Below are 26,242 nucleotides of genomic sequence, written 5' to 3' on the forward strand. Positions count from 1 at the left end.
ATGACGTACCGGGTGGTCCAGTGGTCGACCGGCAACATCGGCACGCGGGCGCTCGGCGCCCTGCTGGAGCGCGACGACTTCGACGTGGTCGGCGTCCACGCCTTCGGCGCGGACAAGGTGGGCCGCGACGCAGGCGAGCTGGCGGGCCAGGCCCCGGTCGGCGTTGCCGCGACCGGCGATGCCGACGCGCTGATCGCGTTGCGACCCGATTGCGTGTGCTACATGCCCCGCGCCATCGACTACGACCTGGTGCTCGAGCTGCTGCGCGCCGGCATCAACGTCGTCACCACGGGAGATTTCGTGACCGGCAGCCACCACCCGGCCGAACTCCCGGCGCTGCAGCAGGCGGCCCGGCAGGGCGGTGCGACCTTCCTGGGCACGGGGTTCGAGCCGGGCTTCATCAACGTCGTCGCCGGCTTCCTGACCGGCGCCTGCCGAAAGGTCCGCAGCGTCAAGCTCGTCGAAACGCTGGACTGCACCACCTATCCCGTCGCGGACGTGTGGAAGGTGCTCGGGTTCGGGAAGCCACCCCGGGAGCGGGTGACGCACCTCGATCCGGCGACGCAACGCTACGGCCTCGGCTACTTCGAGACGCTGGACATGATCGCCACCATGCTGGGTACCGAGCTCGACTCCAAGGAGGCATTCGTCGAGCCCGCGGTGCTGACCCGGGATCTGAACCTGGGCTGGGTGGACTACGCCGCCGGCACCGCCGGGGGCCAGCGCCGCACCTATCGCGGTTATCGCGACGGCCGCCCGGTGGTCGAGCTGGCCATCTGCTGGACCATGAGCGACGACGCGCTCGACCCGAAGTGGACCGACCCCAAAGGTTTCAGCGTGGTGATCGAGGGCGCACCACGCGTCGACGCGACGATCCGGTTCGGCAACCCCGGCGAGGACGTGATGACCGTGTTGATGGACAGCACGGCCATCGCGGCGGTCAACGCCATCCCGTTCCTGTGCGAGGCACCGCCGGGCGTCATCACCCCGATCGACCTGCCTGTCACCGGATCCAAAGGGGCACTAGCGGTTTGAGCCGCGCCAAGCGCGGGGCGAGGTGCCGTGCGTGCGGCCGAAGAGCCGGCTGAAATAGCCCGGGTCGCCGATCCCGACCCGCCCCGCAACCTCCGCGACCGGAAGATCCGTTTCGGCCAGCAGAGTCCGGGCCTCGGCCATGCGGCGTTCGATGATCCACTCCTGCACGGTGCGCCCGGTGCGGCGGCGCACCACGGTGGTCAGGTGTCCCGGCGTGAGGCCGAGTTCGCCGGCCACGTCGCGCAGCGACAACGGCTCGGCGTGCCGGCGGTCGATCACCTCGAAGACCTCGGCCAGCAGTGGTTCGCCGCTGCGGCGCAGGTCGCCGACCACGTCGACGGCCAGGCGCGCGAGGTCGATCAGCAGCAACGTGAGATGGGCCAGCGCGGCCTGCTGGTAACCGTCTTGGCGCCCGGTCAACTCGGTGTCGATCGACGCGATCGCGCCCTCCCACGCCGACCGCCGATCCCCGGGCACGTCCAGCCGCAGCAGCCCGCCGGAGCGCTCGTGCAAAAACGGGAACAGCAGCGGATGCGCGCGCCACGCCGGCCACGGCGACCGCCCGTCCTCGCCCAGCGCCGCGGGATCGAAGAAGACCCCCGCCCCGCCGGCGATGTGGCTCACCGCGGCGGGGTCGATCACCTCGCCCGCCGCCACCACGTACACCTGCCCGGCGGCCGGGATGTACCACAACGCGGGGAAGTCGTGGATGTGGCGACCATGCGCGAGGACGTCGTCGCGTCCGGCCCACACCACGGACACCGGTGGGGTGTCCCGATCGCTCCGGTACTGATAGACGGGCACGCCGCCGCGATGGCTGATCAACCGGGTTGCCACGTCCATGGCACCAAAGATAGTCCTACTTTTACCGACGATCACCTAATTATTCGCCGCGCCAGCGGCTCATCATGGGAAGCGTGACAAAACATCATCCACATGACTACCTGCCCGCCGCCGGCCATGACGCGCTGCTGCCCTGCTACGACCTGTTCGCCCGGCTGCTGGGAATGCCCAAGGTCTATGCCACTCTGATCACGCAGGCCGAGATCGCCGACGGCCAGCGCATCCTGGAAATCGGCTGCGGCACCGGCAATCTCACCACCCGAGCCAAGCGCGCCCACCCCGGCGCCGAGGTCACGGGATGCGACCCGGACCCGCGGGCACTCGACCGGGCGCGGCGCAAGGCGAGCGACATCCGTTTCGAGCGCGGCTACGCCGAGCGGTTGCCCTACGCCGACGGCGAATTCGACCGGGTGCTGTCGTCGATGATGCTGCACCACGTCCACGGCGACGCGAAAACCGATGCGGCGGCGGAGATCTTCCGGGTCCTGCGTCCCGGCGGACGGCTACACCTGGTCGACATCGGCGGCGATGCGGCCGCCGACCACGGCCCGATGGCGCGGCTGATCAGGCGCAACCCCCACGCCGCCGGCAACCTCGGCGACGCGATCCCTCGACTGCTGACCGCGGCGGGATTCGACTGCGCCCAGGTCGCGTCGACGCGACACCGCATTGTCGGGCAATTGAACTACTTTCGCGCCACGCGCCCCGCCTAGCGCTGGTCGATCGCCACCTTGACCGCGCCGCTGTCGGCCTGGTTGGCGATCGCCAGAAACGCGTCGCGCCACCGCTCGAGCGCGAAGGTATGGGTCAGCATCGGGCGCAGGTCCACCCGACCGGCGGCCGCCAGGTCCAGGTAGTGGGCGATGGCGTGCCGGCGCCGGCCCTCGACCTCCTCGACACCGAAGGCGTTCGACCCCACGAGGGCGATCTCCTTGAAATACAACGGACTCCACTCCCAGCGGCCGGGCGCGTGCACGCCGGCCTTCACCAGCGTCCCGCGGGCGCGCAGTACCCGCACCCCGACCTCGAAGGTCTCCGGCTTGCCGACGGTGTCGTAGACGACGTCGACCGCGCCGGGGTACGCCATCGGCAGGCCGAGCAGCGGGTGGCGCAGCCGGCCGCCGCCCCACGCGACCAGTTCCTCGATGATCCCCAGGCGGGGTTCGTGCTCCAGCACCAATTCGGCCCCGAACCGGCGGGCCAGCTCCTGCTGGGCCGCGAACCGCGCGACCACCGCGACGGCCACCCCGGGGTACAGCGCCCGCAGGATCGCGACCGCGCACAGCCCCAGCGAGCCGGCCCCGTAGACCAGCGCCCGGCCCGAGCGCGGCGGCGGGTGCCGGGTGATCGCGTGCAGGGACACCGAAAACGGGTCGGCGAACACCGCCAGCTCGTCGGGCACCGAATCCGGCACCGCGAAGAGCATGCTGTCGTGGGCCGGCATCAGTTCGGCGTAGCCGCCGGTCACGTCGGCCGACACCCCGGTGTGGATGCCAGGCTTGATGTCGCCGTCGGTGAAACTCCAGCACAGGCTGTAGTCGCCGCTTTCGCAGGCCGGACAGGCCGGAGAGATGCCGCGCGGCCCGCAGGACAGCCACGGGTTGAGCACCACCCGCTGGCCGATCTGCAGGCCCCTGGCCTTCGGCCCCAGCGCGACCACATCGGCGACCACCTCGTGCCCCATGACTTGGGGAAACGAGCAGAAGGCGGACATGGCGTTGTCGGCGTCGGCCTCGCCGAAATCCATCAGGATCTGCTTGGAGTCCGAACCGCAAATCCCGGTCAGCCGCGGCCGGGTGATCACCCAATCCTCGTGCGGCAGTGCCGGATCCGGCACCTCCCGCATGGCCGTCGGGGTGCGGGCCAGGTTCTGGGTCAGCGCGTTGGCGTCAACGGGAACCTCGAACGGCTCCGGCGGCACGCCGTAGACGAGCGCCCTCATCGCGGCGCCATGCCCGCCGAGCCCGCGATGAACGCATCGATGTCGGCGTTCTTGGCGTCGACGACCGCTTTCATGTCGGGCACGTAGTGCTCGAACGTGGCGGTGCCCAACGCCTCGATGACCCCTTGCGCCACCTCGTCGGCCGGCACCTTGGGGCCCCGGTAGAGGGGCTCCTCGCTGCCCGGGTGGTCCCAGATCTCGGTGTCGACGGGCCCCGGTTCGATCAGCTTCACCGCGACCCCGCTGCCGTGCAGGTCCACGGCCATCGCCTCGCTCCAGCCGCACAGGGCGAACTTGCTTGCGCAGTAGGCGGTTTCGTGGATGATTCCGAGCCGGCCGCCGACGCTCGACACGTTGACGATCAGGCCGGACCCGCGCGCCAGCATCCGCGGCAGCAGGGCCAGCGTCAGCCGCATCGGCGCGAAGAAGTTGACCCGCATGACGTCCTCGACCTCGTCGGGCGCCAGGGCGGTGACCGGGCGCCGTTTCGGCATCGCGGCGTTGTTGACCAGCACGTCGACGCCGCCGAGCGCCCCCCATGCCCGCGCCGCCAGCTCCGGCAGCGCCGCGGTGTCCGCCAGGTCGGCCACCCACATCGCCGATTCCGGGGAGGCCCGCCGACAGTCGGCCAGCACCTCGGCCAGGCGGTCCCGCCGCCGGGCGACCAGCCCTACCACCGCTCCCCGCGCCGCCAGCTGCCGGGCCAGAGCCGCCCCCAGGCCCGACGAGGCGCCGGTGATGAGGACCCGCCTGCCGGCCGCACCGTACGTCATCCGTCAAGGTTGCCGCTAAACGCGGGAAGGGTACAGTGGGGAAAGCTTGTTATATCGGCTAAATATTAGATTAACTAGATCCGAACAGGGGCGATCATGACTTCCACCAGGTATGAGGGCGACACCTGGGACCTGGCCTCCAGCGTCGGGGTGACCGCGACCATGGTGGCCGCCGCCCGCGCCGTGGCCACCCGCGCCGACCGTCCGCTGATCGACGACCCGTTCGCCGAGCCGCTGGTGCGGGCCGTCGGCGTGGACCTGCTCACCCGGCTGGCGACGGGCGAGATCAATCCCGACGACCTGAACGACGTGCACGACGGCGCTGACGGGTCCACCGGGGCGATGTCGCGCATGGCCGACAACATGGCGGTGCGCACCAAGTTCTTCGACGAGTTCTTCCTGGATGCGACGCGGGCCGGCGTCAAGCAGGTGGTCATCCTGGCCTCGGGGCTGGATTCCCGCGCGTACCGGTTGGCCTGGCCCGCCGCGACGGTGGTCTACGAGGTCGACCAGCCGCAGGTGATCGAGTTCAAGTCCCGCACGCTGGCCGAGCTCGGTGCCTCCCCGACCGCCTATCGGCGGGTGGTGGCCGTCGACCTGCGTGACGACTGGCCCGCCGCCCTGCGCGCCGCCGGCTTCGACCCGACCCGGCCGACGGCGTGGAGCGCCGAGGGCCTGCTCGGCTATCTGCCGCCGGAGGCGCAGGATCGCCTGCTGGACACCATCACCGAGCTCAGCGCGCCGGGCAGCCGGCTGGCCACCGAGAGCGCGCCCAACCCCCAGCCCGGGGACGAAGAGAAGCTGAAGGAGCGCATGCAAGCCATCTCCGAACGGTGGCGGGCGCACGGTTTCGAGCTGGACATGGCGGGGCTCGTCTACTTCGGGGAGCGCAACGAGGCGGCCTCCTACCTGCGCGAGCGCGGTTGGGCGCTCGAGGGCATCAGCATCCGGGACCTGTTCGCGGCCAACGGCCTTGCACCCCTGGAGGGCGACGACACGCGCATGGGCGACGTGCTCTATGTGAGCGGCACGCATGAGTAGGGGCCGCACCGACGGCGACAGCTGGGGTCCCGCGGCCAGCGTGGGCGCGACGGCCACCATGGTCGCGGCGTCCCGCGCCGTCGCGTCGCAGGGACCCGATGCGCTCCTCGACGATCCGTTTGCCGATCCGCTGGTCCGTGCGGTCGGGCTTGACCCCTTCATCCGCATCATCGACGGCGAGCTCGATGTCGAGGACGACGCGCTGTTCAACCGCAAAGCGCGGGCGCAGCAGATCACGGTGCGCACAAGGTTTTTCGACGACTTCTTCACCGGCGCAGGCGAAGACGGGGTGCGGCAGGCGGTGATCCTGGCTTCCGGTCTGGACACCAGGGCGTACCGGCTGCGGTGGCCTTCTGGCACCGTGGTCTACGAGATCGACCAGCCGCAGGTCCTCGCGTTCAAGAGCGACACGCTGGCCGACATCGGGGCCGAACCGACCGCCGAGCGCCGCACGGTCGCCATCGACCTGCGCGACGACTGGCCGGCCGCCCTGCGCGGCGCCGGTTTCGACCCGGCCCGGCCGACCGCGTGGAGCGCGGAGGGGCTGCTGCCGTATCTGCCGCCCGAGGCGCAGGACCGGCTGTTCGACAACATCACCGCGCTCAGCGCGCCGGGCAGCCGGCTGGCCACCGAGCACGTGCCCGACCCGAACGCGTTCTCCGACGAACGCCTGGCGCGCATCTCCGAGCGGTGGCAGCGCTTCGGCTTCGACCTCAACGCCGCCAACCTGTTCTACCGCGGCGAGCGCAGCGTCGTCGTCGACTACCTGAGCACGCACGGCTGGGACGTCACCGCCCACCCCGCCCGGGACTTATACGCGCGCAACGGCTTTGACTTTCCCGAGGACGAGATGGCGGCCACCTTCGGCGAGCTGAGTTACGTCGCCGCGACGCTCAAGTAGGGTTTCGGATATGCCACGCACCCACGACGACCACTGGGATCTTGCCTCGAGCGTGGGCGTGACCGCGACCATGGTCGCGGCCGCCCGGGCCATGGCCACCAGGGATCCCCGCGGCCTGATCAACGACCCGTTCGCCGAGCCGCTGGTGCGCGCCGTCGGGGTGGACCTGTTCACCAAGCTGATGGACGGCGACATCGACTTCAGCGCCATCGAGAACGCGTCGCCGGCGCGCATGCAAGCGATGAGCGACGGAATGGCCGTGCGCACGAAGTACTTCGACGACTACTTCGTCGACGCCACCGGCGCCGGCGTGCGCCAGGCGGTGATCCTGGCATCCGGCCTGGACTCGCGCGCGTTCCGGTTGCCGTGGCCGGACGGCACGGTGGTCTATGAGCTCGACCAGCCCCAGGTGATCGAGTTCAAGACGACCACGCTGGCCGGCATCGGCGCCGAACCGACCGCCACCCGGCGCACCATCGCCATCGACCTGCGCGGGGACTGGCCGGCCGCGCTGACGGCGGCCGGCCTGGACACCGCGGCGCCCACCGCGTGGCTGGCCGAGGGGCTGCTGATCTACCTGCCGCCGGACGCCCAGGACCGGTTGTTCGACAACATCACCGCGCTCAGCGCGCCCGGCAGCACCATCGCCACCGAATTCGTGCCCGGCATCGTCGATTTCGACGCCAGCCGGGTGCGGGACATGGCCGGCGTATTCCGCGAGCACGGCGTCGACATCGACATGGCCTCGCTGGTCTACACCGGCGAGCGCAACCACGTCGTCGACTACCTGCGGTCCAAGGGATGGGACGTCGACGGCATCACCCGAACCGAACTGTTCCAGCGCAACGACATCGAGGTGCCCGACCCCGAGCAGGACGACCCACTGGGCGAGATCATCTTCATCAGCGGCAAGCTGGTTTAAAGGCGCGAATTCCCCAGCCACAACGCGCTGGCACCGCTCAGCGTCTGCTCCGCGCTGTCCACAATCCCGGCGATCGAGCGAACGAGCAGCGCGCCCAACGCATCCGGCAGCGACGCGGCGGCCGGCTGCGACGAGGACCGGGGTCGCACCAGGTCCAGCAGCGACGAGCTCGGGTAGCCGACGAGGCGGACCTCGGTGTCCTCGTCCAGGCCCGCGAGGGCCTTGGCGCGCCGCACCGCCGCCCGGAAGCCGCCGAGCTCGTCGACCAGGCCCCGCTCGGCGGCGTCGGCACCGGTCCAGACCCGCCCCCGGGCAACGACATCCACGGCCTCGGTGCTCAGCTTGCGGCCCTCGGCGACCCGCTCCACGAAGTCGCCGTACATCAGGTCCGCCTCGGCCTCCCGATGCGCCCGCTGCTCCGGCGTGAACGGCTCATCGGCCGACCAGGCGTCGGCGTTTGCGTTGGTGCGCACCGTATCCGACGCGACCCCCAGCCGCCCCTTCAGGCCGCGAACCACCAGCTTCCCGGTGATCACGCCGATCGAGCCGGTGATCGTGCCCGGATTGGCCACGATCGCGTCGGCGGCCATCGCGACGTAGTAGCCGCCGGACGCGGCGACCGCACCCATGGACGCCACCACCGGCTTGCCGCGTTCGCGCGCCATCTTCACCTCGCGCCAGATGGTTTCGGACGCGGTGACCGACCCTCCCGGGCTGTTGATCCGCAGCACGATCGCGGACACCGAATCGTCGGCGGCGGCCTCGCGCAGCGCCGCCGCGATGGTGTCGGCGCCCGCGGTGGGCGTGCCGAGGGGCAGGAATTGCGGGCCGCCGCGCCCGCCGACGATGCTGCCGTCGACGGTGACCACGGCGAACGTCGGCTTGGGCCGCCGCCCGGGCACCGACGGCACGGGCGGGGCCAGCCGCGACCGGGCCGCCCCGGCGTAACGCGCGAGGTACAGCCGGGGCGGCTCGTCGTCGTCCGAATCACCCCGCCCCCCAACCAGTTCCGCTATGCGGCCGTAGGCCTCGTCGCGAAACCCGATCCGGTCGACCAGGCCGGCGGCCACCGCGTCGTCGCGCAGCAGCGGGCCCCGGTCGGCCAGCTCGTCGAGCGTCTCCGGCTCGACCTTGCGCGACTCGCCGACCGCCCGCCACACCTGGTCCTGCAGGCTCTGCAGCATCCGGGTGACGGCCTCCCGGTGGGCCTCGGTGAAGCCGTGTTCGGTGAAAAGGTTTGCCGCCGACTTGTATTCACCCTTCGAGATGATCTGGGCTTCGATGCCCGCCTTGTCGAGCGCGTCGCGCAGGAACATCGCGTTGCTCGCGAAGCCGATCAGCCCGACGCTTCCCGCCGGCTGCATCCAGACCTCACCGAAAGCGGAGGCCAGGTAGTAGGACAGCGTGCCGGGATAGGTCTCGGCCCACGCCACGGACGGCTTGGCGGCGCTGAAGGCCTCGATGGCCGCCCGCAGCTCCTGCACCGCCGCCGGAGGCGATGCGCCCAGCTGCACGCGGGCGATCAGCCCGGCCACCCGGGGGTCCTCGGCGGCGCGGCGGATCGCGGCGACGGTGTCGCGCAGCGTCATCGGCCGGCCGGCACCGGTGAGGATCGCCAGCGGATCGAAGCCCGCCGTCTCCGGCGGCGTCGACCGCAGGTCCAGCTCGAGCACGCAGCCGTTGGGCACGCCGTGGTGGCGGGCGGTGTCGACCCGGCCGGCCAGCGCGCGGACCTCGTCGACCCCGGGAATGGAGGGGAGAAAACCGAACATACTGTGCAGGGTACCGATCGGCGGCCGTACCGTGGTCGGGTGAGGTTTTCCATCGCCATCCCCCAATTCGACTACGACGGCTTCGACGCGGCCGGCGTGCGGTCCTACCTGGCCCGCGCCGAGGAACTCGGCTTCGAGGGCGGGTGGGTGCTCGAGCAGATCATCGGAAACGCGCCGCTGCTGGCACCGTTGGAACTGCTGGCATACTGCGCCGCCTGCACCGACCGGCTGCGCCTGGGGGTCGCCGTCCTGGTGACCTCGCTGCACGACCCGCTGCAGCTCGCCTCGGCCGCGACGGCTGTCGACCGGCTCAGCCACGGACGGCTCGATTTCGGCGTGGGAACCGGTGGCGGCTTCCGCCGGTTCGACGCATTCGGCGTCGAGAAGGCAACGTACATCTCGTATTTCACCGAGGGCCTGGAGCTGATGAAGGCGGCCTGGTCCGACGAACCGCGGGTGACGTTCCACGGCCGGTTCCGCGATGTCGACGATTTACCGATCGCGCCCAAGCCGGTGCAGCGTCCCCATCCACCGATCTGGTTCGGTGGGCTGGCCCCCAAGGCCCTGGCCAGGGCGGTGCGCCTCGGGGACTCGTTTCTGGGCGCGGGCTCGTCGACGACCGAGGCCTTCGCCGGCGCGGTCGCGGTGGTGCGCCGCGAACTGGACGAACAGCGAAAAGACCCGGCGCGCTTCACGATTGGCAAACGCGTGTACCTGATGGTCGACGACGACGCGGCCCGGGCCCGCGAGCGGGTGCTCGCCGGGCTGCACCGCATCTACGGCGACATGCCCGGCGTCGACGACGTGCCGGTGTCGGGCACACCCGACGACGTGGCGCGCGGGCTGCGCAAGGTGATCGACGCGGGCGCCGAGTACGTGTTGCTCAACCCCGTCGGGGTCGACGTCCCAGACAACCGCGAGCAGATGGAACGGCTTGCCGCGGAGGTCATTCCGCAGCTGACCTAATGCCGCGAGCAGGACAAGCTACAGCTCGGTCGCCGAGCCGCCCGCGGCGGTGATCTTCTCGCGCGCGCTGCCGCTGAACTTGTGCGCGGTCAGGTCGACCTTGACGGTCAGCTTGCCGTCCCCGAGGACCTTGACCAACGCGTTCTTGCGCACCGCGCCCTTGGCCACCAGTTCGTCCACCCCGATCGAACCGCCCTGCGGGAACAGCCGGTTGATGTCGCCGACGTTGACGATCTCGTATTCGGTGCGGAACCGGTTCCGGAATCCCTTGAGCTTCGGCAACCGCATGTGGATCGGCATCTGGCCACCCTCGAAGGTGGCCGGCACGTTCGTGCGGGCCTTGGTGCCCTTGGTACCCCGGCCGGCCGACTTGCCCTTGGAGCCCTCACCGCGACCGACGCGGGTGCGGGCTTTCTTCGACCCCGGCGCGGGTTTGAGGTCGTGCAATTTGATGGTCACTTGGCCTCCTCCACCTGCACCAGGTGGCGCACCACCGCGATCAGGCCGCGGGTCTGCGGGTTGTCCTCGCGGATCACCGAGTGGCGGATCCGCCGCAACCCCAGGGTGCGCAGGCTCTCACGCTGCTTCCAGCGCGCACCGATGGTGCTGCGCACCTGGGTGATCTTGAGCTGACTCATGGCTATGCCGTTCCCTCCCGGACCGCCGCGCCCGCGGGCAGGCTGGCGGCGAGCGCTTCGCTCTCGCGGCGCGCCTTCAGCATCCCGGCCGGGGCGACGTCCTCGATGGGCAGGCCGCGACGAGCGGCCACCTCCTCGGGACGCTGCAGCAGCTTGAGCGCGACCACGGTGGCGTGCACCACGTTGATCGCGTTGTCGCTGCCCAACGACTTGGCCAGGATGTCGTGCACCCCGGCGCATTCCAGCACCGCGCGCGCCGCACCGCCGGCGATCACACCGGTACCCGGGCTGGCCGGGCGCAGCAGCACCACGCCGGCGGCCGCCTCGCCCTGCACCGGGTGCGTGATGGTCCCGCCGATCAGCGGAACGCGGAAGAAGCCCTTCCGGGCCTCCTCGACGCCCTTGGCGATCGCGGCGGGGACCTCCTTGGCCTTGCCGTATCCCACGCCGACCATGCCGGCGCCGTCACCGACGATGACCAAGGCGGTGAAGCTGAACCGACGTCCACCCTTGACCACCTTGGAGACGCGGTTGATGGCGACGACGCGCTCCAGGTAGTTGCTCTTGTCTCCGTCGCGGTCACGACCGCCGCGGCCGCCACCATCGCGCCGGCCGCGGCTGTCGCGGTTGTCACCGCGCGAGTCGCGGTTGTCGCCGCGGGCCTCGGGGCCGCCGGCTGACTGTTCCGCCATTATGCGGTCCTTCCAGTTGTCATCAGAAACTCAATCCGTTCTCGCGCGCGGCATCGGCCAGCGCCGCGATCCGTCCGCCGTAGGTGTACCCGCCACGGTCGAAAACCACGGAGTCGATGCCGGCGGCCTTGGCGCGCTCGGCGATCAGCTGGCCCACCCGCACGCTGTGGGCTTTCTTGTCACCGTCCAGGCCCCGCACGTCGGCCTCGATCGACGAGGCGGCCGCCAGCGTGGTGCCGTTCTCGTCGTTGACCAGTTGCACGTGGATGTGCCGCGCCGAGCGGTGCACCACCAGCCGCGGGCGCTGCGGGGTGCCCGCGATCTTCTTGCGCAGCCGCGCGTGCCTGCGCAGCCGCGAGACGCGCCGGGTCGCGGATACGCTCTGCCCCACCGGCTTCCGCGCGTCGGTCTCAGCCTTCTTTTGCGCCATGACTACTTACCTGTCTTTCCGACCTTGCGGCGGATCTGCTCGCCCTCGTAGCGCACGCCCTTGCCCTTGTACGGGTCGGGACGGCGCAGGCGGCGGATGTTCGCCGAAATCTGGCCGACCTTCTGCTTGTCGATCCCCGACACCGTGAACTTCGTCGGCGACTGGACCGCGAACGTGATGCCCTCGGGCGCCTCGATCACCACGGGGTGGCTGTAGCCCAGCGCGAACTCGAGGTTGGAGCCCTTGAGCTGCACGCGGTAGCCGACCCCGAAGATCTCCATCTTCACGGTGTAGCCCTCCGTCACGCCGGTGACGAGGTTGGACACCAGCGTGCGCGACAGCCCGTGCAACGAGCGGTTGCGCCGCTCGTCGTTGGGGCGGGTGACCACGATCGCGCCGTCGTCGTTGCGCGCCACCGTGATCGGTTCGGCGACCGTCAGGTTCAGCGAGCCCTTGGGGCCCTTGACCGAGACGTTCTGGCCTTCGATCGTTACGTCGACTCCGGTGGGTACCGGAACCGGCTGCTTACCAATGCGCGACATCTGTACTACCCCTCACCACACGTACGCGAGGACTTCGCCGCCCACGCCCTGTCTGGCCGCCTGACGGTCGGTGAGCAGACCCGACGACGTGGAGATGATCGCCACGCCCAGTCCGCCGAGCACCCGCGGCAGGTTGGTGGATTTCGCGTACACGCGCAAACCCGGCTTGGACACCCGGCGCAGGCCGGCGATGCTGCGCTCCCGGCTCGGGCCGTACTTGAGCTGGATGACCAGCGACTTGCCGACGCGAGCGTCCTCGGTGCGGAAGTCGTTGATGTAGCCCTCGGCCTTGAGGATCTGGGCGATGTTGGCCTTGAGCTTGGAGTGCGGCAGGCTCACCTCGTCGTGGTAGGCCGAATTGGCATTGCGCAGACGCGTCAAGAAGTCCGCGATCGGGTCCGTCATCGTCATATCGTTAGTCCCCTGTTACCAACTGCTCTTCTGCACACCGGGCAGCTCGCCCGCGTGCGCCATCTCGCGCAGGCAGATCCTGCACAGCCCGAACTTGCGGAACACCGCACGCGGACGGCCGCACTTGCTGCAGCGGGTGTAGCCGCGCACCGCGAACTTCGGTTTGCGGTTGGCCTTGTTGACCAGTGCCTTCTTCGCCATTTGCTCAGTTCTCCTTGAACGGAAAGCCGAGGGCCCGCAACAGCGCTCGCCCTTCGTCGTCGGTCGTCGCCGAGGTGACGACGTTGATGTCCATGCCCCGGACCCGGTCGATCTTGTCCACGTCGATCTCGTGGAACACCGACTGCTCGGCCAGTCCGAACGTGTAGTTGCCGACACCGTCGAACTGCTTGGGCGACAGGCCGCGGAAGTCGCGGATACGCGGCAGCGCAATCGCCGTGAGCCGGTCGAGGAACTCCCACATCCGGTCCCCGCGCAGGGTCACCCGGGCGCCGATCGGCATGCCCTCGCGCAACTTGAACTGCGCAATGGACTTGCGCGCCTTGCGAATCTCCGGCTTCTGCCCGGTGATCAGGGCCAGGTCGTTGACCGCACCGTTGATCAGCTTGGCGTCGCGGGCGGCGTCGCCGACCCCCATGTTGACGACGACCTTGGTCACGGTCGGGATCTGCATGACGTTGCCGTAGCCGAACTGCTTGTGCAACGCATCCCGAATCTCGTTGCGGTAGCGCTCTTTCAGGCGCGGCTGAGTCTTCTCTGCGGTGCTCATCAGATGTCCTTGCCGTTGCGCTTGGAGATGCGGACCCGCTTGCCGGTTTCCTCGTCGGTCCGATAGCCGATCCGGGTGGGCTTGCCGTCCGAGTCGACCACCATCACGTTGGAGACGTGGATCGGCGCTTCCTGCGTGACGATGCCACCCGACCGCGCTCCGCGCTGGTTGGTCGAAATCGCGGTGTGCTTCTTGATCCGGTTGACGCCCTCGACCAGCACGCGGTTGCGTTCCGGGTAGGCCTGCAGGACCTTGCCCTTGGCGCCCTTGTCCTTGCCCGCGATGACGAGGACGGTGTCGCCCTTGTGGACCTTCATCTACAACACCTCCGGGGCCAGCGAGATGATCTTCATGAATCGCTTCTCGCGCAGTTCGCGGCCGACCGGCCCGAAGATGCGCGTCCCGCGCGGGTCGTTGTCGGGCTTGATGATCACCGCGGCGTTTTCGTCGAACTTGATGTAGCTGCCGTCGGGACGGCGGCGCTCCTTGACCGTCCGCACCACCACGGCTTTGACGACGTCGCCGCGCTTGACGTTGCCGCCGGGGATGGCGTCCTTGACGGTGGCGACGATGACGTCACCGATGCCGGCGTAGCGTCGCGACGAACCGCCGAGCACACGGATGCACAAGATCTCCTTGGCGCCGGTGTTGTCGGCGACCTTCAGCCGCGATTCCTGCTGAATCACTCGATCTCCTGACCTGGTTCATGTGTGCACGACAGGACGAACCCAAAGCCTGACGTGCGCGGTCTTTGTCACCGAAGGGCACGCGGGGCCGATTCGCACCGGCCGAGGTCTGCCCAAGGCAACCCCTAGAGTCTAGGGGACGACCAGCTCAGAGCCAAATCTGCGGATGTCGGCGAGGTGATGGACGCCTTCGTGCATCGCCTGGCGGACCAGCCACCGCGCGGTGCGCCGTTCGCCCGGCAACCGGGAGCCCGCGCGGTCCCAGTCTTCCGTGCGCCCGACCTCGTCGCGGAACCCGGCGGTGCCGGCGGCCAGCTCGCCCAGCGTGGCCTCGATGTCGCAGTCGTTGTACCGGAACCGGCGGGCCCGCAGGTCGTTGAACATCGGCTCGAGGGCGGGTTCGTGCTCCGCGCGGACGCGGTGCAGCCGGATGGTGAAGCTGACGTAGACGTCGCGCACGTGGCAGAGGTACTCGGCGACCGACCACACGTCTGGAGCGGGCCGCACCCGCCGGGCCGCGGGCGCGATCACGCCGATCGCGTCGGCGACCGCGTCCGGCAGCCCGGCGATGACTGCGACGGCGTCGTCGATCCCCGTTTCGGAGTAAACGACCGCACAGGTGTCGCAGACGTGATCCTCGGCGGCAAGCGGCGGCAGCGACGCGGGCATGGGGAGATCCTGCACCAATCGCCGTCAGCCGGTGACACAACAGCACGACGGCGAACAGCATCGCGCCCGGGTGTCAGTCCCCTTGCCGGATCCAGGCGAAGATGTAGAGGCTCATCGCCGTCACGAGCGCGATCAGCACCCACTGCACGATGGCCTGGTCTATCCAGGAACCGGGGGGCGGGGCGCCGGGCAGGATGTTGCGCAGCGGGACGATCGCAAACAGGTTCGCGGCGTACCACGTCGCGAACGGCGGCAGGAATTTCCGTCGGCCCAGGGCCATGGGGATGGCGACCAACAGCGCCAGGGTGGGCAGGCTGATGAGCACCAGGCAGATGCCCAGGTCGAAGATCAGCGGCCCCTTGGCGCGCTTGAAGGTGATCACGACATTCCCGTTGTCGGAGCCACGCTGGGTCGGGAGCGCACCGGGATCGTGCAGCCGCTGGACGCTGACGTCCCACCCGTCGAGTTCACCGGTGACTTCGACGCGGGCGGGCACCTTCTTGACGTTGTCGCCGGACCCGACGAACGCGTCGGCCGAGATCGGTTCGGTCCGGTACGAGTCGAAGGGCCAGTTGCCGGGATCGCCGTGCGCCTCCACGGTGGTGCTGAGTTGCGCCGGCGCCTTCCCTTTCGGGTAGTGCAGGTCCCCCAGGTCGCTGGTCGGGTACAGGCGCACGCCCACATCGGTGCCCAGCACGTCGTAGCGATTGTCGTACGCCGAGATACCCGGATAGACAAGGACATTCACGGTAAGACGATTCGCGACGGGCTTGAGCTCCTCGAGGCGCAGTTGCACGATGGTCGCGTCGCCCCCGCCCTGGCTGAGATCCAGCGGAGGAAGCGGGGCCTCCGCTTCCTGCAGCTGGTGGACGCCGAACAGAGACAGGGCGTAGGCGGAGATGACGACGAGCAGAATGCTCACGCCGATCGCGATGCGCGGCCTGCGGTACGGTTTGCCGGCCGGCGGGGGTGGGGGCGGCGGTTCGTCCGACGGCCGTGGCGGAGCCTGTGTCGTCTGAGCCTCAGCGGTCATTGCTGACCCGCGCGCACAGTGGGGGCAACACCGATCAGATGCTAGTGAACTTGCGCCGGTCGCGCGCGGTGACGAAGGCTCCGTCATGCACCGTCCATCGGGCGGTAATCCCGCGGTCGCTTTGCTGTGGGGCGGCCTAGCGCGTCGGCGAATCCACCACGCAGCGAAAGCCGATGTGGGTCGTCGCGGTGTCCTGTGATTGCGGTGACCGCGCGGCTGGGCGGTAGCGGTGGCAATACTCCGGCGCGCACAGGTGCGAACCGCCCTTCAGCGTCTGGCTGACGGACGGATCCGCCGGCCCCGAGGGCGCGCAACACGCTTTCGGTGGTTGATCGAGCCGGTGGTGCGCGGAGAATCGGGTGGTCGTCCACTCCCAGACGTTTCCGATCATGTCCAGCAGGCCAAATCCGTTGGGGGGAAAGGTCCCCACGGGCGAGGTGCGCACCCAGCCGAGCGCGCCGTCGTTGCGATACGGGAAGCGTCCCTGCCACGTGTTGGCCATCAGCCGGCCGTCCGGGTTGGCCTCCTCCCCCCAGGAATAGGTCGTCGCGGTTCCGCCGCGGGCGGCGTACTCCCACTCGGCCTCGGTCGGGAGCCGCCGACCGGCCCAGCGCGCGTACGCGGCGGCGTCGGGGTAGGCCACCTGCACCACCGGGTGATCGGCCCTGTCCTGCACATCGCTGCCCGGCCCGAACGGATTTCGCCAGTTGGCGCCCGGCACCCAGTCCCACCATTGCCGCCAGTCGCGCAGGTCGACCGGGCCTTGCGTCGGCCGGAAGACCATGGCTCCCGGACCCAGGTCGGCGGGGTCCGCCCCGGGGTACAGCGCCGGGTCCATCGGCTGCTCGGCGACGGTCACATAGCCTGTGTCAGAGACGAATTCGGCGAACTGCGCGTTGGTCACCGGGTGGCGTTCCACCGCGAATGCCGCCACCGTCACGGTGTGGATCGGCGCCTCTTCGGGATAGAAGCTCGTCGAACCCATGCGGAATGATCCGCCCGGGAGGTCGACCAACTCGGTGAGCACCCCTTCAGGGTAGGGCGCGCGTCAGTCGGATTGTCGGTACCAGGTGAACATGTACAAGGCCATCGCCGCGACGAGCGCCATCAACACCCAGATCACCAGAACCTGGTCGATCCACGCTCCCGGGGGTGGAGACCCCGGCAGGAAATTGCGGATGGGGATGACGGCGAACAGCATGGCGGCGAACCACGTCACGAAGGGCGGCACGAATTTCCGTCTGCCCAGTGCGATCTGTATGGCCACGGCGAAAGCCAGGGTGGGCAAGGCGAACAGCACGAGGCAGATGCCCAAGTCGAAGATCAGCGGCCCCTTGGCCCGATGCAGGGTGATGATCACGTTGTCCGGGCGGTCCGCCTCCTGGCTCGCTTCACCCACCCGCTGGACGCTGACGTCCCAACCGTCCAACGCCCCGGTCACTTCCACCCGGGCGGGTATGTACTGGCGAGCATCGCCTTGCCCGACGAGCACCTCCGCCGACAGCGTGTCGGTGCTGTAGGAGTCGAACGGCCAGTTGTTGGGGTCGCCGTGCGCCTCGATCGTGGTGGCGACCTGCGCCGGCGACTTCCCCGCCGGGTATTGCAGGTCACCCAGGTCGTTGGGGGGGTCCATCCGCACCGCGGTGTCGGTCTTCAGCACATCGAGGCGCTTGTCGAACATCGAATCCTCAGGAATCACAAGCACCTTCACCGTCAGGCGATTCGCGACGGTTTCCAGCTTTTCGAGACGCACCAAGACGACGGTGTCGCTGGTCGCGTTCAAATCCGGCGGCTTGAGCGGTCCCGCCGATTTGGACAGCGCGTGGACGCCGAACAGCGACAGGCCGTAGACGATGAGGAAGGCGACCAGGATGCCGATCACCAACAGGGTGCGCCGTCCGCCGCGCTTGGTGGGCGCCCCGGGCGGCGCGGCGGGCGGCGGCTCCGGCGGCGTGGGAGGTGTCGCGGGCGGTGGTGCAGGTGGAGCCTGATGGGTCATCGGTCAACACCTCCGTGCGGTGTGCGGGGCTCGGGGGGCGAGCACAGGAGGATTAGATCGTAGCGAACCGTCGCTGTCCATGCGCCAAAGAAATTTTCCCGCCATCAGTAGGCAATATGCGCAACCCGCCGCACACCCGATCGCCGCCCAGCGAAACCCGAACAGGGCACGAATGACGACTCGTTCATTCCTCGTTTGTTTGCCTGTTAATTCGACCGCGGTAAACATGTCGATCAGCGCCAGCGCCAGGAGGCATGCAGGGTGAAGCACGTCCGAACGACCGCCGCGATGAGCCTGGCGGCGGCCACCGCCCTGGTGCTCTCGGGATGCAGCAACGCCCACGCGACCCTGGCGTACGCCGCGGGGGCCAAGGTGGACTGCGGCGGCAAGCAGACGCTGGTTGCCAGCGGCTCGACCGCACAGGCGAACGCGATGACGAAGTTCATCGACGCATACCACAGGGCGTGCCCGGGGCAGACCCTCAATTACACGGCCAACGGCTCGGGTGCCGGAATCAGCGAATTCCTTTCCGGTAAAACCGATTTCGGTGGCTCCGATATACCGCTATCCGGCGACCAATACGCCGCCGCCAAGCAGCGTTGCGGCGGGGCCGACGCTTGGAACCTGCCCGTGGTGTTCGGCCCGCTGGCCATCACCTACAACCTCGGCTCCGTCGACTCGTTGGTGCTCGACGCGCCCACGCTGGCCAAGATCTTCAACGGGACCATCACGCGCTGGGACGACCCGGCCCTCACCGCGTTCAACACATCGATGCCGGCCGAAGACATCCGGGTGGTCTACCGCAGCGACGCATCGGGCACCACCGAGAACTTCCAGTTCTACCTGCAGGCCGCGTCCGGCGGAGCCTGGAAGCAGGGCACCGGCAAGTCGTTCAACGGCGGGGTCGGCGTCGGGGCAGCCGGCAACAAGGGCACCTCGGAGCTCGTGAAGGCCACCGAGGGCGCGATCAGCTACAACGAGTTGTCGTTCGCGCTGCAGCAGGGGCTTTTCGCCGCGGATATCAAGACCCCGGCGAGCCGCAGGTCGCTGAGGCCGGTACGGATCGGCACCGACACGGTCGGCAAGACAATCACCGGCGCCAAAATCGCTGGTACGGGCAACGATCTGGTGCTCGACATCTCGTCGTTCTACAACCCCGCCCAGCCCGACGTGTACCCGATCGTCCTGGCCACCTACGAGATCGTCTGCTCCAAGTACCCCCTGGCGGACCAGGCCAAGGCCGTCAAGGCGTTCCTGCAGGCGGCGATCGGCCCCGGCCAGGTCGAGTTGGCGCGGAACGGCTACATACCGCTGTCGCCCAACTTCCAGTCGAGGGTCTCCGGCGCCGTCGACGCGATCAGCTACGCCGGAGCGGCCGTCGCCGAGTGATCAGCCCTTCTTCGGCTGTCTTCGGTCGCGCTGCTGCCACCAACCGAACAGGAACAGGGCCATCGCGGCGACGAGACCGATCAGCACCCACAGCACGACGGCCTGGTCGATCCACGAACCGTAGGGCGGGCTGCCCGGCAGGATGTTGCGCAGCGGGACGATGGCGAACAGCATCGCGCCGTACCAGGTGGTCATCGGCGGCAGGAACGAGGTCTTGCCCAGCGCGACCGGAATGGCCACCCACAGCGCCAGCACGGGCAGGGCGATCAGCACCAGGCAGATGCCGAGGTCGAAGATCAGCGGACCCCTGGCCCGGTGCAGCGTGATGGTCACGTTGTCCTTCACGTCCGGGTTGGGGTCCTCGGGGTCGTGGACCCGGGTGACACTGGCGTCCCAGCCGTCCAGCTTTCCGGTGACTTCGACGCGGGCGGGCGCCTTCTCACGGCTTTGGCCGGTGCCGGTGAACACGTCGGCCGCGATCACCTGCGTGGTGTAGGAGTCGAACGGCCAATTACCGGGGTCGCCCTGCGCCTGGATGGTGGTGCTGACCTGCGCCGGCGCTTTTCCGACCGGGTACTGCAGGTCGCCCAGGTCGTTCTCCGGGTACAGGCGCACGGCGGCGTCGGTCGTGAGCACGCCGTTGTTCTTGTCGTACAGCGAATCCTTCGGGTAGACAAGCACATTCACCGTGAGTCGGTTGGCGACGGTGTCCAGCTTTTCCAGGCGAACCTGCACCACGCTGTCTTCGGCCTCGACCTTGCTCAGGTCCACCGAGGGCAGCGCAGGCGCCGATTGGGCCAGCAGGTGCACGGCAATCAGGGAGAGGACGTAGATGACGATGATCGCCACGACGATGCCGAACGCGATGGCGATGCGCGGTCCTCGTGGGGCGGGCGGTGCCGGCGGGGGCGACGGATCAGTGCTCATGGGGCATCACGGGGCGAGATGCTACCGCCCGCGTGCGCTGAAAACGGGTCTTTACGGAATGACGACAGCAAACTGCTGCATCGTCGTCGCCTTCGCCGCGTCGAATCCGGGGACACCGACCGGCCCCTCGAGATGGATTACCACCAGGAACGACTTTGTGTTCGTCCAGACGTGGGTGATGCGGTCGGCGAACGCCACCCCGCCGGGCCCCGCGACGGTCCCGCTCAGCAACTGGCTGCTGTAGCCGCAGAATTGCGCCGGCGCGACGGCGACGGCGACGCCCGGCCATCGGGTGCGCAGCTCGGCCGCGTAGCGCAGGAACGCCCCGCCGGCTTCGAGGTCCGTCGGCGTGATCGTCACCCGCACCGACATGCCGGCGGGCCCTGACGCCGTCAACGCCACGTCGCCGGAGCCGCGGGCAGAGTTCCAGCCGTCGGGCAGCGGGAGCGTGATGACGGGCGCCGCCGGATCCGGCACCGAGGCGACGGCCATGGTGCCGCTGGCGGGCGGGCGTGGAAAGCACACCACGGCGTTGGGCGGAATGTGTTCGGGCAGCGTGACTTCGACGCCGGGCACCGGCTCGGCGGGGTCGGACCGCGTCGGCGCGACGGACGTCGTCGACGGAGCCGCACCGCTCGTGCGGACCGCGCGGCCGCCGGTGCTCCGCTCGCAACCCACACCCGCCCCCAGGCAGACCAGGACGGCCACACCGACTGCCAGATCAGTCGCGCGAAAACGCAAGCGCGAGTTCCTTTTCGACGTCCTGGTACGGCCTGTCCGACAGGTCGATGGTGACCTGCGCGATGGTGCCGCCGGTGAAGGCGAACGGCGCCTTGTAGCGGCTCGACACCCCCGATCCACCGTTGTGCCCGACCGTGATGCCGGCCCCGGCCAGGCCGAACGTCCCGGGGTGAGTCGTCACCGCCGGCAGCGTGCCGACCATTTCGTCGTCGACGAACAGCGTGAGGTCGCCAAGTGGGGTATGGCTGTTCTCGACCGTTCCCGTGCGCGCATAGCGAACGCCGAACAGGTGTCGCCCCAACGGGACCGGGCCGGACGACGAGACCAGCTGCTGGCGTTCACCGAGGAAGTTGTAGACGTAGTGCAGCCGACCGTCCTGGACGAACAGGACGTGGCCCCCGTGGGCGCCGCCCTGTTTGAACAGCACGCCCTCGGCGCCGGTGGTATCCACGGTCACGTCGGCGAGCACGGCGAACGAGCGGCCGCGAATCTCCGCGGCGGCGCCGATGCCGACGTCGGCGCAGTGGGGGTAGTACGTGTAGCTGGACCGTTCGCCGACCAGGTAGGGACGCGAACGCATCATCGTCTCGACGATGTTCAGGTCCGACAGCGGCAGGCCGTTGTACTTGGCCGCCTCGGAAAACCACAGCGCCTTAAGCTCTTCCAGCTTGTCGGGGCGCTCGGCGGCCAGGTCGTGGCACTGGCTGCGGTCGACCTCGATGTGGAAGAGCTCCCAGCGATCGGCGTCGAAGTGCGACCAGCCGGCCGGGGTGGCGGCGTGGACGGTGTTGGCGAACCAGCCCTCATGCCAGATGCCGCGGGTGCCCAGCATGGTGTAGAACTGGGTCTTCTTTCCGGTGTCGGCGCCCGGCTCGCCCAGGGCCGCCTTGAAACTCACGCCGTCCAGCGGTTTCTGCGCGACGCCCTTGACGGTCTCCGGCGGCGTCATGCCCAGCAGGTCGAAGACGGTCGGTGTGATGTCGCAGACGTTGACATAGGCGTCGCGGACCTCGCCGTGCGCGGCAATGCCGTTGGGCCACGAGACGATTGCCGTGTCGGCGATGCCGCCCTCGTGCGAGGCGTAGCGCTTGTAGAGCTTGTAGGGGGTGTTGAACGCCATCGCCCACCCGATCGGGTAATGGTTGTAGGTCTCCGGCCCGCCCAGGTGGTCGAAGAGCTTCATGCTCTCCTCGACGGTGTCGATGTAACCGTTGAAGAACTTGCCCTCGTTCACCGACCCGTTGGGCCCACCCTCACCGCTGGCGCCGTTGTCGGAGATGACCACGATGATGGTGTTGTCCAGCTGGCCGGACTCCTCGAGATAGTCCAGGATGCGGCCGATCTGGGCATCGGTGTAGCTGAGGAACCCGGCGAACACCTCGGCCATACGGCAGAACAGCTTGCGCTCTTCGTCGCCCAGCGAATCCCAGGGACGCACCGTGTCCTGCAGCGGCCACGTCTCGCCGTTCGGTCCCTTGACGTCCGAATACGGGTTGACCGGCGACAGTTCGGTGTCCGGCGGCACGATGCCCATCGACTTCTGCTTTTCCAGCACGATCTCGCGGTAGCGCTCGTAGCCCATGTCGAACCGGCCGGCGTAGCGGTCCGCCCACTCCTTGAAGACATGGTGGGGCGCATGCCCGGCGCCCGGGCACACGTAGCTGAACCACGGCTTGTCCGGCGCGATCACCTTGGCGTCGCGGATGAATTCGATGGTCCTATCGGCAATGTCCTTGGACAGGTGATAGCCGTCTTCCGGCGTGCCCGGCGGGCTGACGGGGTGGTTGTCGTAGACCAGGTCGGGATACCACTGGTCGGTCTCGCCGCCCATGAACCCGTAGAACCGCTCGAAGCCGCGCGAGGTGGGCCAGTGTCGTTTCGTCGACGCGAGATTGGACTCTTCGAGCGGCGTCAGGTGCCACTTGCCGATGCAATACGTGTTGTAACCCCGCTCGGCGAGCACCTCGGAGATCAGCGCGGTGTCGGCGGGGATCCGCCCATTGCAGTTGGGAAAACCATCGGTGAATTCCTCGATGGTGGCCATGCCGACGGTGGTCGCGTTGCGTCCGGTCAGCAGCGACGCCCGGGTCGGCGAGCACAGCGCGGTGGTGTGAAATTGCGACAACCGCACGCCGCGCTCGGCGATGCGCGTCATGGCCGGCATCTCGACCAGGCCGCCGAAGCAGTCCCACGTCGCGATGCCGGTGTCGTCCCAAACCAGATACAGGATGTTCGGCGAGTTCGCCGGGGCCGTCGGCGCCGCGTACGGCCCCCAGTCCGGCTCCGAATCGCGGATATCCAGCTCGATCTTGCCTTGGAAGTTTCGCGAGTCAGGAGACATGCGCCGAGCGTAACGCCACTGCGAGACTTCCGGCCTTTTTTCGCGGTGGGGTTACGCTCGGCGAACGCAAACGCCCGAGACCACGGGGTCCCGGGCGCTTTTGCGTTGCCTGAGCGCTACTTGGCCTTCTCGAGGATTTCGACCAGCCGCCAGCGCTTGGTCGCCGACATCGGGCGCGTCTCCATCAGCGAGACGCGGTCGCCGATTCCGGCGGTGCTGTCCTCGTCGTGCGCCTTGACCTTCTTGGTGGTCCGGATAATCTTGCCGTACAGCGGGTGGCGCATACGGTCTTCCAGCTCGACCACGATGGTCTTCTGCATCTTGTCGCTCACCACGTAGCCGATGCGCACCTTGCGCCGGCCGCGCGACTTGGGGTTGGCCGGAGTGTGCTTGGGGCCCTTGTCTTTCGAGTCGGCGTCCTTGGCGGCGGCCTTCTTGGGAGCGGCCTTGGCGGTGGCCTTCTTCGCTTCTGCCATCACGAATCCTTACCATCGGGCCCGCTGGCGAGGCCCAGTTCTCGTTCGCGCAGCACCGTGTAGACGCGCGCGATTTCCTGACGCACCGTGCGGAGCCGGCGATTGTTGGTGAGCTGTCCGGTCGCCATCTGGAAGCGCAGGTTGAACAGCTCCTCCTTGGATTCCCGCACGCGCTCGGCGAGTTCGGAGTCGGTGAGCTCGCGCAGTTCGCCAGGCGAAATTCCCAGTGCCATCAGAACTGATCCTCTCGGGTCACGATGCGTGCCTTGATCGGCAGCTTGTGGATTGCGCGGGTGAGCGCCGCCCGGGCGACCTGCTCGTTGGGGTAGCTGAGCTCGAACAGCACCCGGCCCGGCTTGACGTTGACGACCCACCACTCCGGCGAGCCCTTACCCGAACCCATTCGGGTCTCGGCGGGCTTCTTGGTCAGCGGGCGGTCGGGGAAGACGTTGATCCAGACCTTGCCGCCACGCTTGATGTGCCGGTTGATCGCGATACGGGCCGACTCGATCTGCCGGTTGGTGACGTAGGCGTGCTCGAGGGCCTGGATGCCGTAGTCGCCGAAGTTCACCGCCGTGCCGCCGCTGGCGATGCCGCGCTGGCGGGGGTGGTGCTGCTTGCGGTGCTTGACCTTGCGGGGAATCAACATGATTCAGCTCTCCGTGCTCTCTGGTTCGAGGGGAGGCGCAGCTTCGGCCGGGGCCGGCGGAGTGCTTTCTTCGGCACCCGCCGCGCGGCCGGCCTCGGTGCTGGTCGCCGTGGTGCCCGACGCGCCACTGCGCCGCGGACGCGTGCCCGACGGCCGCTCGCGGCGCGGACGGTCGGCGCCCGCCGGGGCGGCGGCCGCCAACTCGCGCTTGCCGCCGACGATGTCGCCCTTGTAGATCCACACCTTCACGCCGATCCGGCCGAAGGTGGTCTTGGCCTCGTACAGGCCGTAATCGATGTCGGCGCGCAGCGTGTGCAGCGGGACCCGGCCCTCGCGGTAGAACTCCGAGCGGCTCATCTCCGCGCCGCCGAGGCGGCCGGAGCACTGCACCCGGATGCCCTTGACGTTGGGCTGGCGCATCGCCGACTGAATGGCCTTGCGCATCGCCCGGCGGAACGCCACGCGGTTGCTCAACTGCTCGGCGACGCCTTGGGCCACCAATTGCGCTTGCGACTCCGGGTTTTTGACCTCGAGGATGTTCAGCTGGACCTGCTTGCCGGTCAGCTTCTCCAGGTCCGCGCGGATCCGGTCGGCCTCGGTGCCGCGGCGACCGATGACGATGCCCGGGCGCGCGGTGTGGATGTCCACCCGAACCCGGTCGCGGGTGCGCTCGATCTCGACGTCGGCGATGCCGGCGCGCTCCAGGCCCGTGGACAGCAGCCGGCGGATCGCGACGTCTTCCTTGACGTAGTCGGCGTACTGCTTGTCGGCGTACCAGCGGGACTTCCAGTCCGTGGTGATGCCCAGCCGGAAGCCGTGCGGATTGATCTTCTGGCCCACTAGTCTGAGCCTCCCTTCGCTTCAGAAGCCTCAGAAGCCTTGGCCGGGGCCTTCTTTGCCGGCGCCTTCTTTGCGGCCGGCGCTTTCTTGGCGGGCGCCTTCTTGGCGGGCGCCTTCGCCGCGGCCTTGCTGGCCTCGGCGCGGCGGGCCCGCGTCGACTTCGCCGACCCGGCGTCCTTCGCCGGCCGGCTTTCCACCACGACCGTGATGTGGCTGGTGCGCCTGCGGATCCGGAAGGCGCGGCCCTGGGCGCGCGGGCGGATGCGCTTGGCGGTCGGCCCTTCGTCGGCATAGACGGTGGCGACCACCAGGGTCGCCGGGTCCAGCCCGTTGTTGTTCTGCGCGTTGGCCGCCGCGCTGGCGATCACCTTGGCGACCGGCTCGCTGGCGGCCTGCGGCGCCCAGCGCAGGATGTCCAGCGCGTCCTCCACGGACCTGCCGCGCACCAGGTCGATCACCCGGCGCGCCTTTCTCGGCGACACGCGCACGAACCGCGCCTTGGCGACCGCAGACGGAAACTCAGTACTGGTCATCGCCGCTTGGCCTTCCGATCATCCTTGATGTGCCCCTTGAAGGTGCGCGTCGGGGCGAACTCGCCGAGCTTGTGGCCGACCATCGCCTCGGTGACGAACACCGGGACGTGCTTGCGGCCGTCGTGCACCGCGAAGGTGTGGCCGATGAAGTCCGGAATGATCGTCGACCGGCGCGACCAGGTCTTGATGACCTGCTTGGTGTTCTTCTCGTTCTGTACGTCGACCTTCTTGAGCAGATGGCCGTCGACGAACGGACCCTTCTTCAGGCTGCGTGGCATGTGC

34 protein-coding genes are annotated in these 26,242 nt (G+C 68.8%); 7 read left to right on the forward strand and 27 right to left on the reverse strand.

All coding sequences use genetic code 11. From position 1 onward, the window contains the following. The gene (locus A5673_RS21845) at positions 1 to 1,035 is read left to right on the forward strand and encodes a dihydrodipicolinate reductase (protein ID WP_068237379.1); all 1,035 of its coding nucleotides are present in this window, start codon (positions 1 to 3) and stop codon (positions 1,033 to 1,035) included. On the opposite strand, the gene A5673_RS21850 is transcribed toward A5673_RS21845, so the two are convergent. Beyond that, positions 1,024 to 1,878, reverse strand: coding sequence for an AraC family transcriptional regulator (locus tag A5673_RS21850; RefSeq protein WP_068237384.1), 855 nt, complete (start codon positions 1,876 to 1,878; stop codon positions 1,024 to 1,026). The genes A5673_RS21845 and A5673_RS21850 overlap by 12 nt on opposite strands. Positions 1,879 to 1,952: 74 nt before the next feature. On the opposite strand from A5673_RS21850, the gene A5673_RS21855 reads away from it, so the two are divergent. After that, the gene (locus tag A5673_RS21855; protein WP_369806512.1) at positions 1,953 to 2,591 is read left to right on the forward strand and encodes a class I SAM-dependent methyltransferase; all 639 of its coding nucleotides are present in this window, start codon (positions 1,953 to 1,955) and stop codon (positions 2,589 to 2,591) included. Here A5673_RS21855 and A5673_RS21860 read toward each other — a convergent pair. Both A5673_RS21860 and A5673_RS21865 read right to left on the reverse strand, forming a co-directional pair. Continuing rightward, a complete protein-coding gene (locus A5673_RS21860) occupies positions 2,588 to 3,820 on the reverse strand; it encodes a zinc-binding dehydrogenase (RefSeq protein WP_068237390.1) in 1,233 nt (410 codons plus the stop codon). The two genes, A5673_RS21855 and A5673_RS21860, sit on opposite strands and share 4 nt — an antisense overlap. Continuing rightward, positions 3,817 to 4,593 carry an SDR family oxidoreductase gene (locus A5673_RS21865; protein ID WP_068237393.1) on the reverse strand — a complete coding sequence of 259 codons (777 nt, stop codon included), beginning with the start codon at positions 4,591 to 4,593 and terminating at the stop codon, positions 3,817 to 3,819. Before A5673_RS21865 ends, A5673_RS21860 begins: the two co-directional genes overlap by 4 nt. Positions 4,594 to 4,689: 96 nt before the next feature. Between A5673_RS21865 and A5673_RS21870 the strand changes: the two genes are divergently transcribed. From A5673_RS21870 to A5673_RS21880, 3 genes are read left to right on the forward strand one after another with little or no spacing between them, the layout of a single operon-like run. Continuing rightward, positions 4,690 to 5,634, forward strand: coding sequence for a class I SAM-dependent methyltransferase (locus tag A5673_RS21870; protein ID WP_068237395.1), 945 nt, complete (start codon positions 4,690 to 4,692; stop codon positions 5,632 to 5,634). Beyond that, positions 5,627 to 6,535, forward strand: coding sequence for a class I SAM-dependent methyltransferase (locus A5673_RS21875; protein ID WP_068237398.1), 909 nt, complete (start codon positions 5,627 to 5,629; stop codon positions 6,533 to 6,535). The genes A5673_RS21870 and A5673_RS21875 overlap by 8 nt, the downstream gene beginning before the upstream one ends. 10 nt (positions 6,536 to 6,545) lie before the next feature. Then, entirely contained in the window at positions 6,546 to 7,457 is a 912-nt protein-coding gene (locus A5673_RS21880) for a class I SAM-dependent methyltransferase (RefSeq protein ID WP_068237401.1), read from the forward strand. Here the strand turns inward: A5673_RS21880 and sppA are convergent. Further along, on the reverse strand, positions 7,454 to 9,229 hold the full coding sequence (gene sppA, locus A5673_RS21885) for a signal peptide peptidase SppA (protein ID WP_068237403.1): 1,776 nt from the start codon (positions 9,227 to 9,229) through the stop codon (positions 7,454 to 7,456). The two genes, A5673_RS21880 and sppA, sit on opposite strands and share 4 nt — an antisense overlap. A gap of 39 nt (positions 9,230 to 9,268) precedes the next feature. Between sppA and A5673_RS21890 the strand changes: the two genes are divergently transcribed. After that, entirely contained in the window at positions 9,269 to 10,195 is a 927-nt protein-coding gene (locus A5673_RS21890; protein ID WP_068237405.1) for an LLM class flavin-dependent oxidoreductase, read from the forward strand. Positions 10,196 to 10,213: 18 nt separating this feature from the next. Here the strand turns inward: A5673_RS21890 and rplO are convergent, their stop codons facing one another. The 14 genes from rplO to A5673_RS21960 form a co-directional block, all read right to left on the reverse strand. Next, positions 10,214 to 10,654, reverse strand: coding sequence for a 50S ribosomal protein L15 (gene rplO, locus A5673_RS21895; RefSeq protein ID WP_068237408.1), 441 nt, complete (start codon positions 10,652 to 10,654; stop codon positions 10,214 to 10,216). Continuing rightward, the gene (gene rpmD / locus A5673_RS21900) at positions 10,651 to 10,833 is read right to left on the reverse strand and encodes a 50S ribosomal protein L30 (RefSeq protein WP_066907422.1); all 183 of its coding nucleotides are present in this window, start codon (positions 10,831 to 10,833) and stop codon (positions 10,651 to 10,653) included. The genes rplO and rpmD overlap by 4 nt, the downstream gene beginning before the upstream one ends. Positions 10,834 to 10,835: 2 nt before the next feature. Beyond that, a complete protein-coding gene (gene rpsE / locus A5673_RS21905) occupies positions 10,836 to 11,525 on the reverse strand; it encodes a 30S ribosomal protein S5 (protein WP_068237410.1) in 690 nt (229 codons plus the stop codon). Positions 11,526 to 11,547: 22 nt separating this feature from the next. Then, positions 11,548 to 11,916, reverse strand: a complete 369-nt coding sequence (gene rplR, locus A5673_RS21910) for a 50S ribosomal protein L18 (protein WP_082958888.1) — start codon at positions 11,914 to 11,916, stop codon at positions 11,548 to 11,550. A gap of 41 nt (positions 11,917 to 11,957) precedes the next feature. Further along, a complete protein-coding gene (gene rplF, locus A5673_RS21915) occupies positions 11,958 to 12,497 on the reverse strand; it encodes a 50S ribosomal protein L6 (protein ID WP_066907413.1) in 540 nt (179 codons plus the stop codon). 12 nt (positions 12,498 to 12,509) lie between these two features. Beyond that, on the reverse strand, positions 12,510 to 12,908 hold the full coding sequence (gene rpsH / locus A5673_RS21920; protein WP_066907410.1) for a 30S ribosomal protein S8: 399 nt from the start codon (positions 12,906 to 12,908) through the stop codon (positions 12,510 to 12,512). Positions 12,909 to 12,923: 15 nt separating this feature from the next. Next, a complete protein-coding gene (locus A5673_RS21925; protein WP_055580333.1) occupies positions 12,924 to 13,109 on the reverse strand; it encodes a type Z 30S ribosomal protein S14 in 186 nt (61 codons plus the stop codon). Positions 13,110 to 13,113: 4 nt separating this feature from the next. Further along, positions 13,114 to 13,677, reverse strand: a complete 564-nt coding sequence (rplE, locus tag A5673_RS21930) for a 50S ribosomal protein L5 (protein ID WP_068237414.1) — start codon at positions 13,675 to 13,677, stop codon at positions 13,114 to 13,116. Continuing rightward, positions 13,677 to 13,994: a 50S ribosomal protein L24 gene (gene rplX / locus A5673_RS21935; protein WP_068237416.1), complete on the reverse strand. Its 318-nt coding sequence runs from the start codon at positions 13,992 to 13,994 to the stop codon at positions 13,677 to 13,679. The genes rplE and rplX overlap by 1 nt, the downstream gene beginning before the upstream one ends. Next, positions 13,995 to 14,363 (reverse strand): 50S ribosomal protein L14, encoded by a 369-nt coding sequence (gene rplN / locus A5673_RS21940; RefSeq protein ID WP_003403649.1) that lies wholly within the window; start codon positions 14,361 to 14,363, stop codon positions 13,995 to 13,997. 132 nt (positions 14,364 to 14,495) lie between these two features. Continuing rightward, complete coding sequence (locus A5673_RS21945) at positions 14,496 to 15,032, reverse strand: DinB family protein (RefSeq protein WP_068237418.1); 537 nt, start codon at positions 15,030 to 15,032, stop codon at positions 14,496 to 14,498. Between the two features lie 73 nt (positions 15,033 to 15,105). Continuing rightward, positions 15,106 to 16,065 carry a DUF4436 domain-containing protein gene (locus tag A5673_RS21950; RefSeq protein ID WP_082958886.1) on the reverse strand — a complete coding sequence of 320 codons (960 nt, stop codon included), beginning with the start codon at positions 16,063 to 16,065 and terminating at the stop codon, positions 15,106 to 15,108. Between the two features lie 136 nt (positions 16,066 to 16,201). Continuing rightward, the gene (locus A5673_RS21955) at positions 16,202 to 17,092 is read right to left on the reverse strand and encodes a formylglycine-generating enzyme family protein (RefSeq protein WP_068237421.1); all 891 of its coding nucleotides are present in this window, start codon (positions 17,090 to 17,092) and stop codon (positions 16,202 to 16,204) included. Positions 17,093 to 17,113: 21 nt separating this feature from the next. Beyond that, positions 17,114 to 18,064 carry a DUF4436 domain-containing protein gene (locus tag A5673_RS21960; RefSeq protein ID WP_068237423.1) on the reverse strand — a complete coding sequence of 317 codons (951 nt, stop codon included), beginning with the start codon at positions 18,062 to 18,064 and terminating at the stop codon, positions 17,114 to 17,116. A gap of 261 nt (positions 18,065 to 18,325) precedes the next feature. Between A5673_RS21960 and pstS the strand changes: the two genes are divergently transcribed. After that, a complete protein-coding gene (gene pstS, locus A5673_RS21965) occupies positions 18,326 to 19,453 on the forward strand; it encodes a phosphate ABC transporter substrate-binding protein PstS (RefSeq protein WP_068237427.1) in 1,128 nt (375 codons plus the stop codon). On the opposite strand, the gene A5673_RS21970 is transcribed toward pstS, so the two are convergent. The 9 genes from A5673_RS21970 to rpsS all read right to left on the reverse strand — a co-directional run bounded on the left by A5673_RS21970 (position 19,454) and on the right by rpsS (position 26,238). Then, on the reverse strand, positions 19,454 to 20,380 hold the full coding sequence (locus A5673_RS21970; protein WP_068237430.1) for a DUF4436 domain-containing protein: 927 nt from the start codon (positions 20,378 to 20,380) through the stop codon (positions 19,454 to 19,456). 51 nt (positions 20,381 to 20,431) lie between these two features. Continuing rightward, complete coding sequence (locus tag A5673_RS30170; RefSeq protein WP_231971421.1) at positions 20,432 to 21,088, reverse strand: hypothetical protein; 657 nt, start codon at positions 21,086 to 21,088, stop codon at positions 20,432 to 20,434. Positions 21,089 to 21,101: 13 nt separating this feature from the next. Beyond that, a complete protein-coding gene (locus A5673_RS21980; RefSeq protein WP_068237433.1) occupies positions 21,102 to 23,462 on the reverse strand; it encodes an arylsulfatase in 2,361 nt (786 codons plus the stop codon). Between the two features lie 116 nt (positions 23,463 to 23,578). Beyond that, entirely contained in the window at positions 23,579 to 23,941 is a 363-nt protein-coding gene (gene rpsQ, locus A5673_RS21985; RefSeq protein WP_369806513.1) for a 30S ribosomal protein S17, read from the reverse strand. Next, positions 23,938 to 24,171: a 50S ribosomal protein L29 gene (rpmC, locus tag A5673_RS21990; RefSeq protein ID WP_068237439.1), complete on the reverse strand. Its 234-nt coding sequence runs from the start codon at positions 24,169 to 24,171 to the stop codon at positions 23,938 to 23,940. The genes rpsQ and rpmC overlap by 4 nt, the downstream gene beginning before the upstream one ends. Further along, on the reverse strand, positions 24,171 to 24,587 hold the full coding sequence (rplP, locus tag A5673_RS21995) for a 50S ribosomal protein L16 (protein ID WP_066907369.1): 417 nt from the start codon (positions 24,585 to 24,587) through the stop codon (positions 24,171 to 24,173). Before rplP ends, rpmC begins: the two co-directional genes overlap by 1 nt. Before the next feature lie 3 nt (positions 24,588 to 24,590). Next, a complete protein-coding gene (gene rpsC / locus A5673_RS22000; protein WP_068237442.1) occupies positions 24,591 to 25,427 on the reverse strand; it encodes a 30S ribosomal protein S3 in 837 nt (278 codons plus the stop codon). Continuing rightward, positions 25,427 to 25,960, reverse strand: a complete 534-nt coding sequence (gene rplV, locus A5673_RS22005; protein ID WP_068237445.1) for a 50S ribosomal protein L22 — start codon at positions 25,958 to 25,960, stop codon at positions 25,427 to 25,429. The genes rpsC and rplV overlap by 1 nt, the downstream gene beginning before the upstream one ends. After that, positions 25,957 to 26,238: a 30S ribosomal protein S19 gene (gene rpsS / locus A5673_RS22010; protein ID WP_066907363.1), complete on the reverse strand. Its 282-nt coding sequence runs from the start codon at positions 26,236 to 26,238 to the stop codon at positions 25,957 to 25,959. The genes rplV and rpsS overlap by 4 nt, the downstream gene beginning before the upstream one ends. Positions 26,239 to 26,242: the final 4 nt, after the last annotated feature.

It is taken from the genome of Mycobacterium sp. E3198 (assembly GCF_001667015.1).
GTDB lineage: Bacteria > Actinomycetota > Actinomycetes > Mycobacteriales > Mycobacteriaceae > Mycobacterium.

Coding starts and splice junctions, on each gene's coding strand:
- A5673_RS21845 (WP_068237379.1), top strand. CDS start 1: ATGACGTACCGGGTGGTCCAGTGGTCGACCGGCAACATCGGCACGCGG.
- A5673_RS21850 (WP_068237384.1), bottom strand. CDS start 1,878: ATGGACGTGGCAACCCGGTTGATCAGCCATCGCGGCGGCGTGCCCGTC.
- A5673_RS21860 (WP_068237390.1), bottom strand. CDS start 3,820: ATGAGGGCGCTCGTCTACGGCGTGCCGCCGGAGCCGTTCGAGGTTCCC.
- A5673_RS21865 (WP_068237393.1), bottom strand. CDS start 4,593: ATGACGTACGGTGCGGCCGGCAGGCGGGTCCTCATCACCGGCGCCTCG.
- A5673_RS21870 (WP_068237395.1), top strand. CDS start 4,690: ATGACTTCCACCAGGTATGAGGGCGACACCTGGGACCTGGCCTCCAGC.
- A5673_RS21875 (WP_068237398.1), top strand. CDS start 5,627: ATGAGTAGGGGCCGCACCGACGGCGACAGCTGGGGTCCCGCGGCCAGC.
- A5673_RS21880 (WP_068237401.1), top strand. CDS start 6,546: ATGCCACGCACCCACGACGACCACTGGGATCTTGCCTCGAGCGTGGGC.
- sppA (WP_068237403.1), bottom strand. CDS start 9,229: ATGTTCGGTTTTCTCCCCTCCATTCCCGGGGTCGACGAGGTCCGCGCG.
- rpmD (WP_066907422.1), bottom strand. CDS start 10,833: ATGAGTCAGCTCAAGATCACCCAGGTGCGCAGCACCATCGGTGCGCGC.
- rpsE (WP_068237410.1), bottom strand. CDS start 11,525: ATGGCGGAACAGTCAGCCGGCGGCCCCGAGGCCCGCGGCGACAACCGC.
- rplF (WP_066907413.1), bottom strand. CDS start 12,497: ATGTCGCGCATTGGTAAGCAGCCGGTTCCGGTACCCACCGGAGTCGAC.
- rpsH (WP_066907410.1), bottom strand. CDS start 12,908: ATGACGATGACGGACCCGATCGCGGACTTCTTGACGCGTCTGCGCAAT.
- A5673_RS21925 (WP_055580333.1), bottom strand. CDS start 13,109: ATGGCGAAGAAGGCACTGGTCAACAAGGCCAACCGCAAACCGAAGTTC.
- rplE (WP_068237414.1), bottom strand. CDS start 13,677: ATGAGCACCGCAGAGAAGACTCAGCCGCGCCTGAAAGAGCGCTACCGC.
- rplX (WP_068237416.1), bottom strand. CDS start 13,994: ATGAAGGTCCACAAGGGCGACACCGTCCTCGTCATCGCGGGCAAGGAC.
- A5673_RS21945 (WP_068237418.1), bottom strand. CDS start 15,032: ATGCCCGCGTCGCTGCCGCCGCTTGCCGCCGAGGATCACGTCTGCGAC.
- A5673_RS21950 (WP_082958886.1), bottom strand. CDS start 16,065: ATGACCGCTGAGGCTCAGACGACACAGGCTCCGCCACGGCCGTCGGAC.
- A5673_RS21960 (WP_068237423.1), bottom strand. CDS start 18,064: ATGACCCATCAGGCTCCACCTGCACCACCGCCCGCGACACCTCCCACG.
- A5673_RS21970 (WP_068237430.1), bottom strand. CDS start 20,380: ATGAGCACTGATCCGTCGCCCCCGCCGGCACCGCCCGCCCCACGAGGA.
- A5673_RS21980 (WP_068237433.1), bottom strand. CDS start 23,462: ATGTCTCCTGACTCGCGAAACTTCCAAGGCAAGATCGAGCTGGATATC.
- rpmC (WP_068237439.1), bottom strand. CDS start 24,171: ATGGCACTGGGAATTTCGCCTGGCGAACTGCGCGAGCTCACCGACTCC.
- rplP (WP_066907369.1), bottom strand. CDS start 24,587: ATGTTGATTCCCCGCAAGGTCAAGCACCGCAAGCAGCACCACCCCCGC.
- rplV (WP_068237445.1), bottom strand. CDS start 25,960: ATGACCAGTACTGAGTTTCCGTCTGCGGTCGCCAAGGCGCGGTTCGTG.
- rpsS (WP_066907363.1), bottom strand. CDS start 26,238: ATGCCACGCAGCCTGAAGAAGGGTCCGTTCGTCGACGGCCATCTGCTC.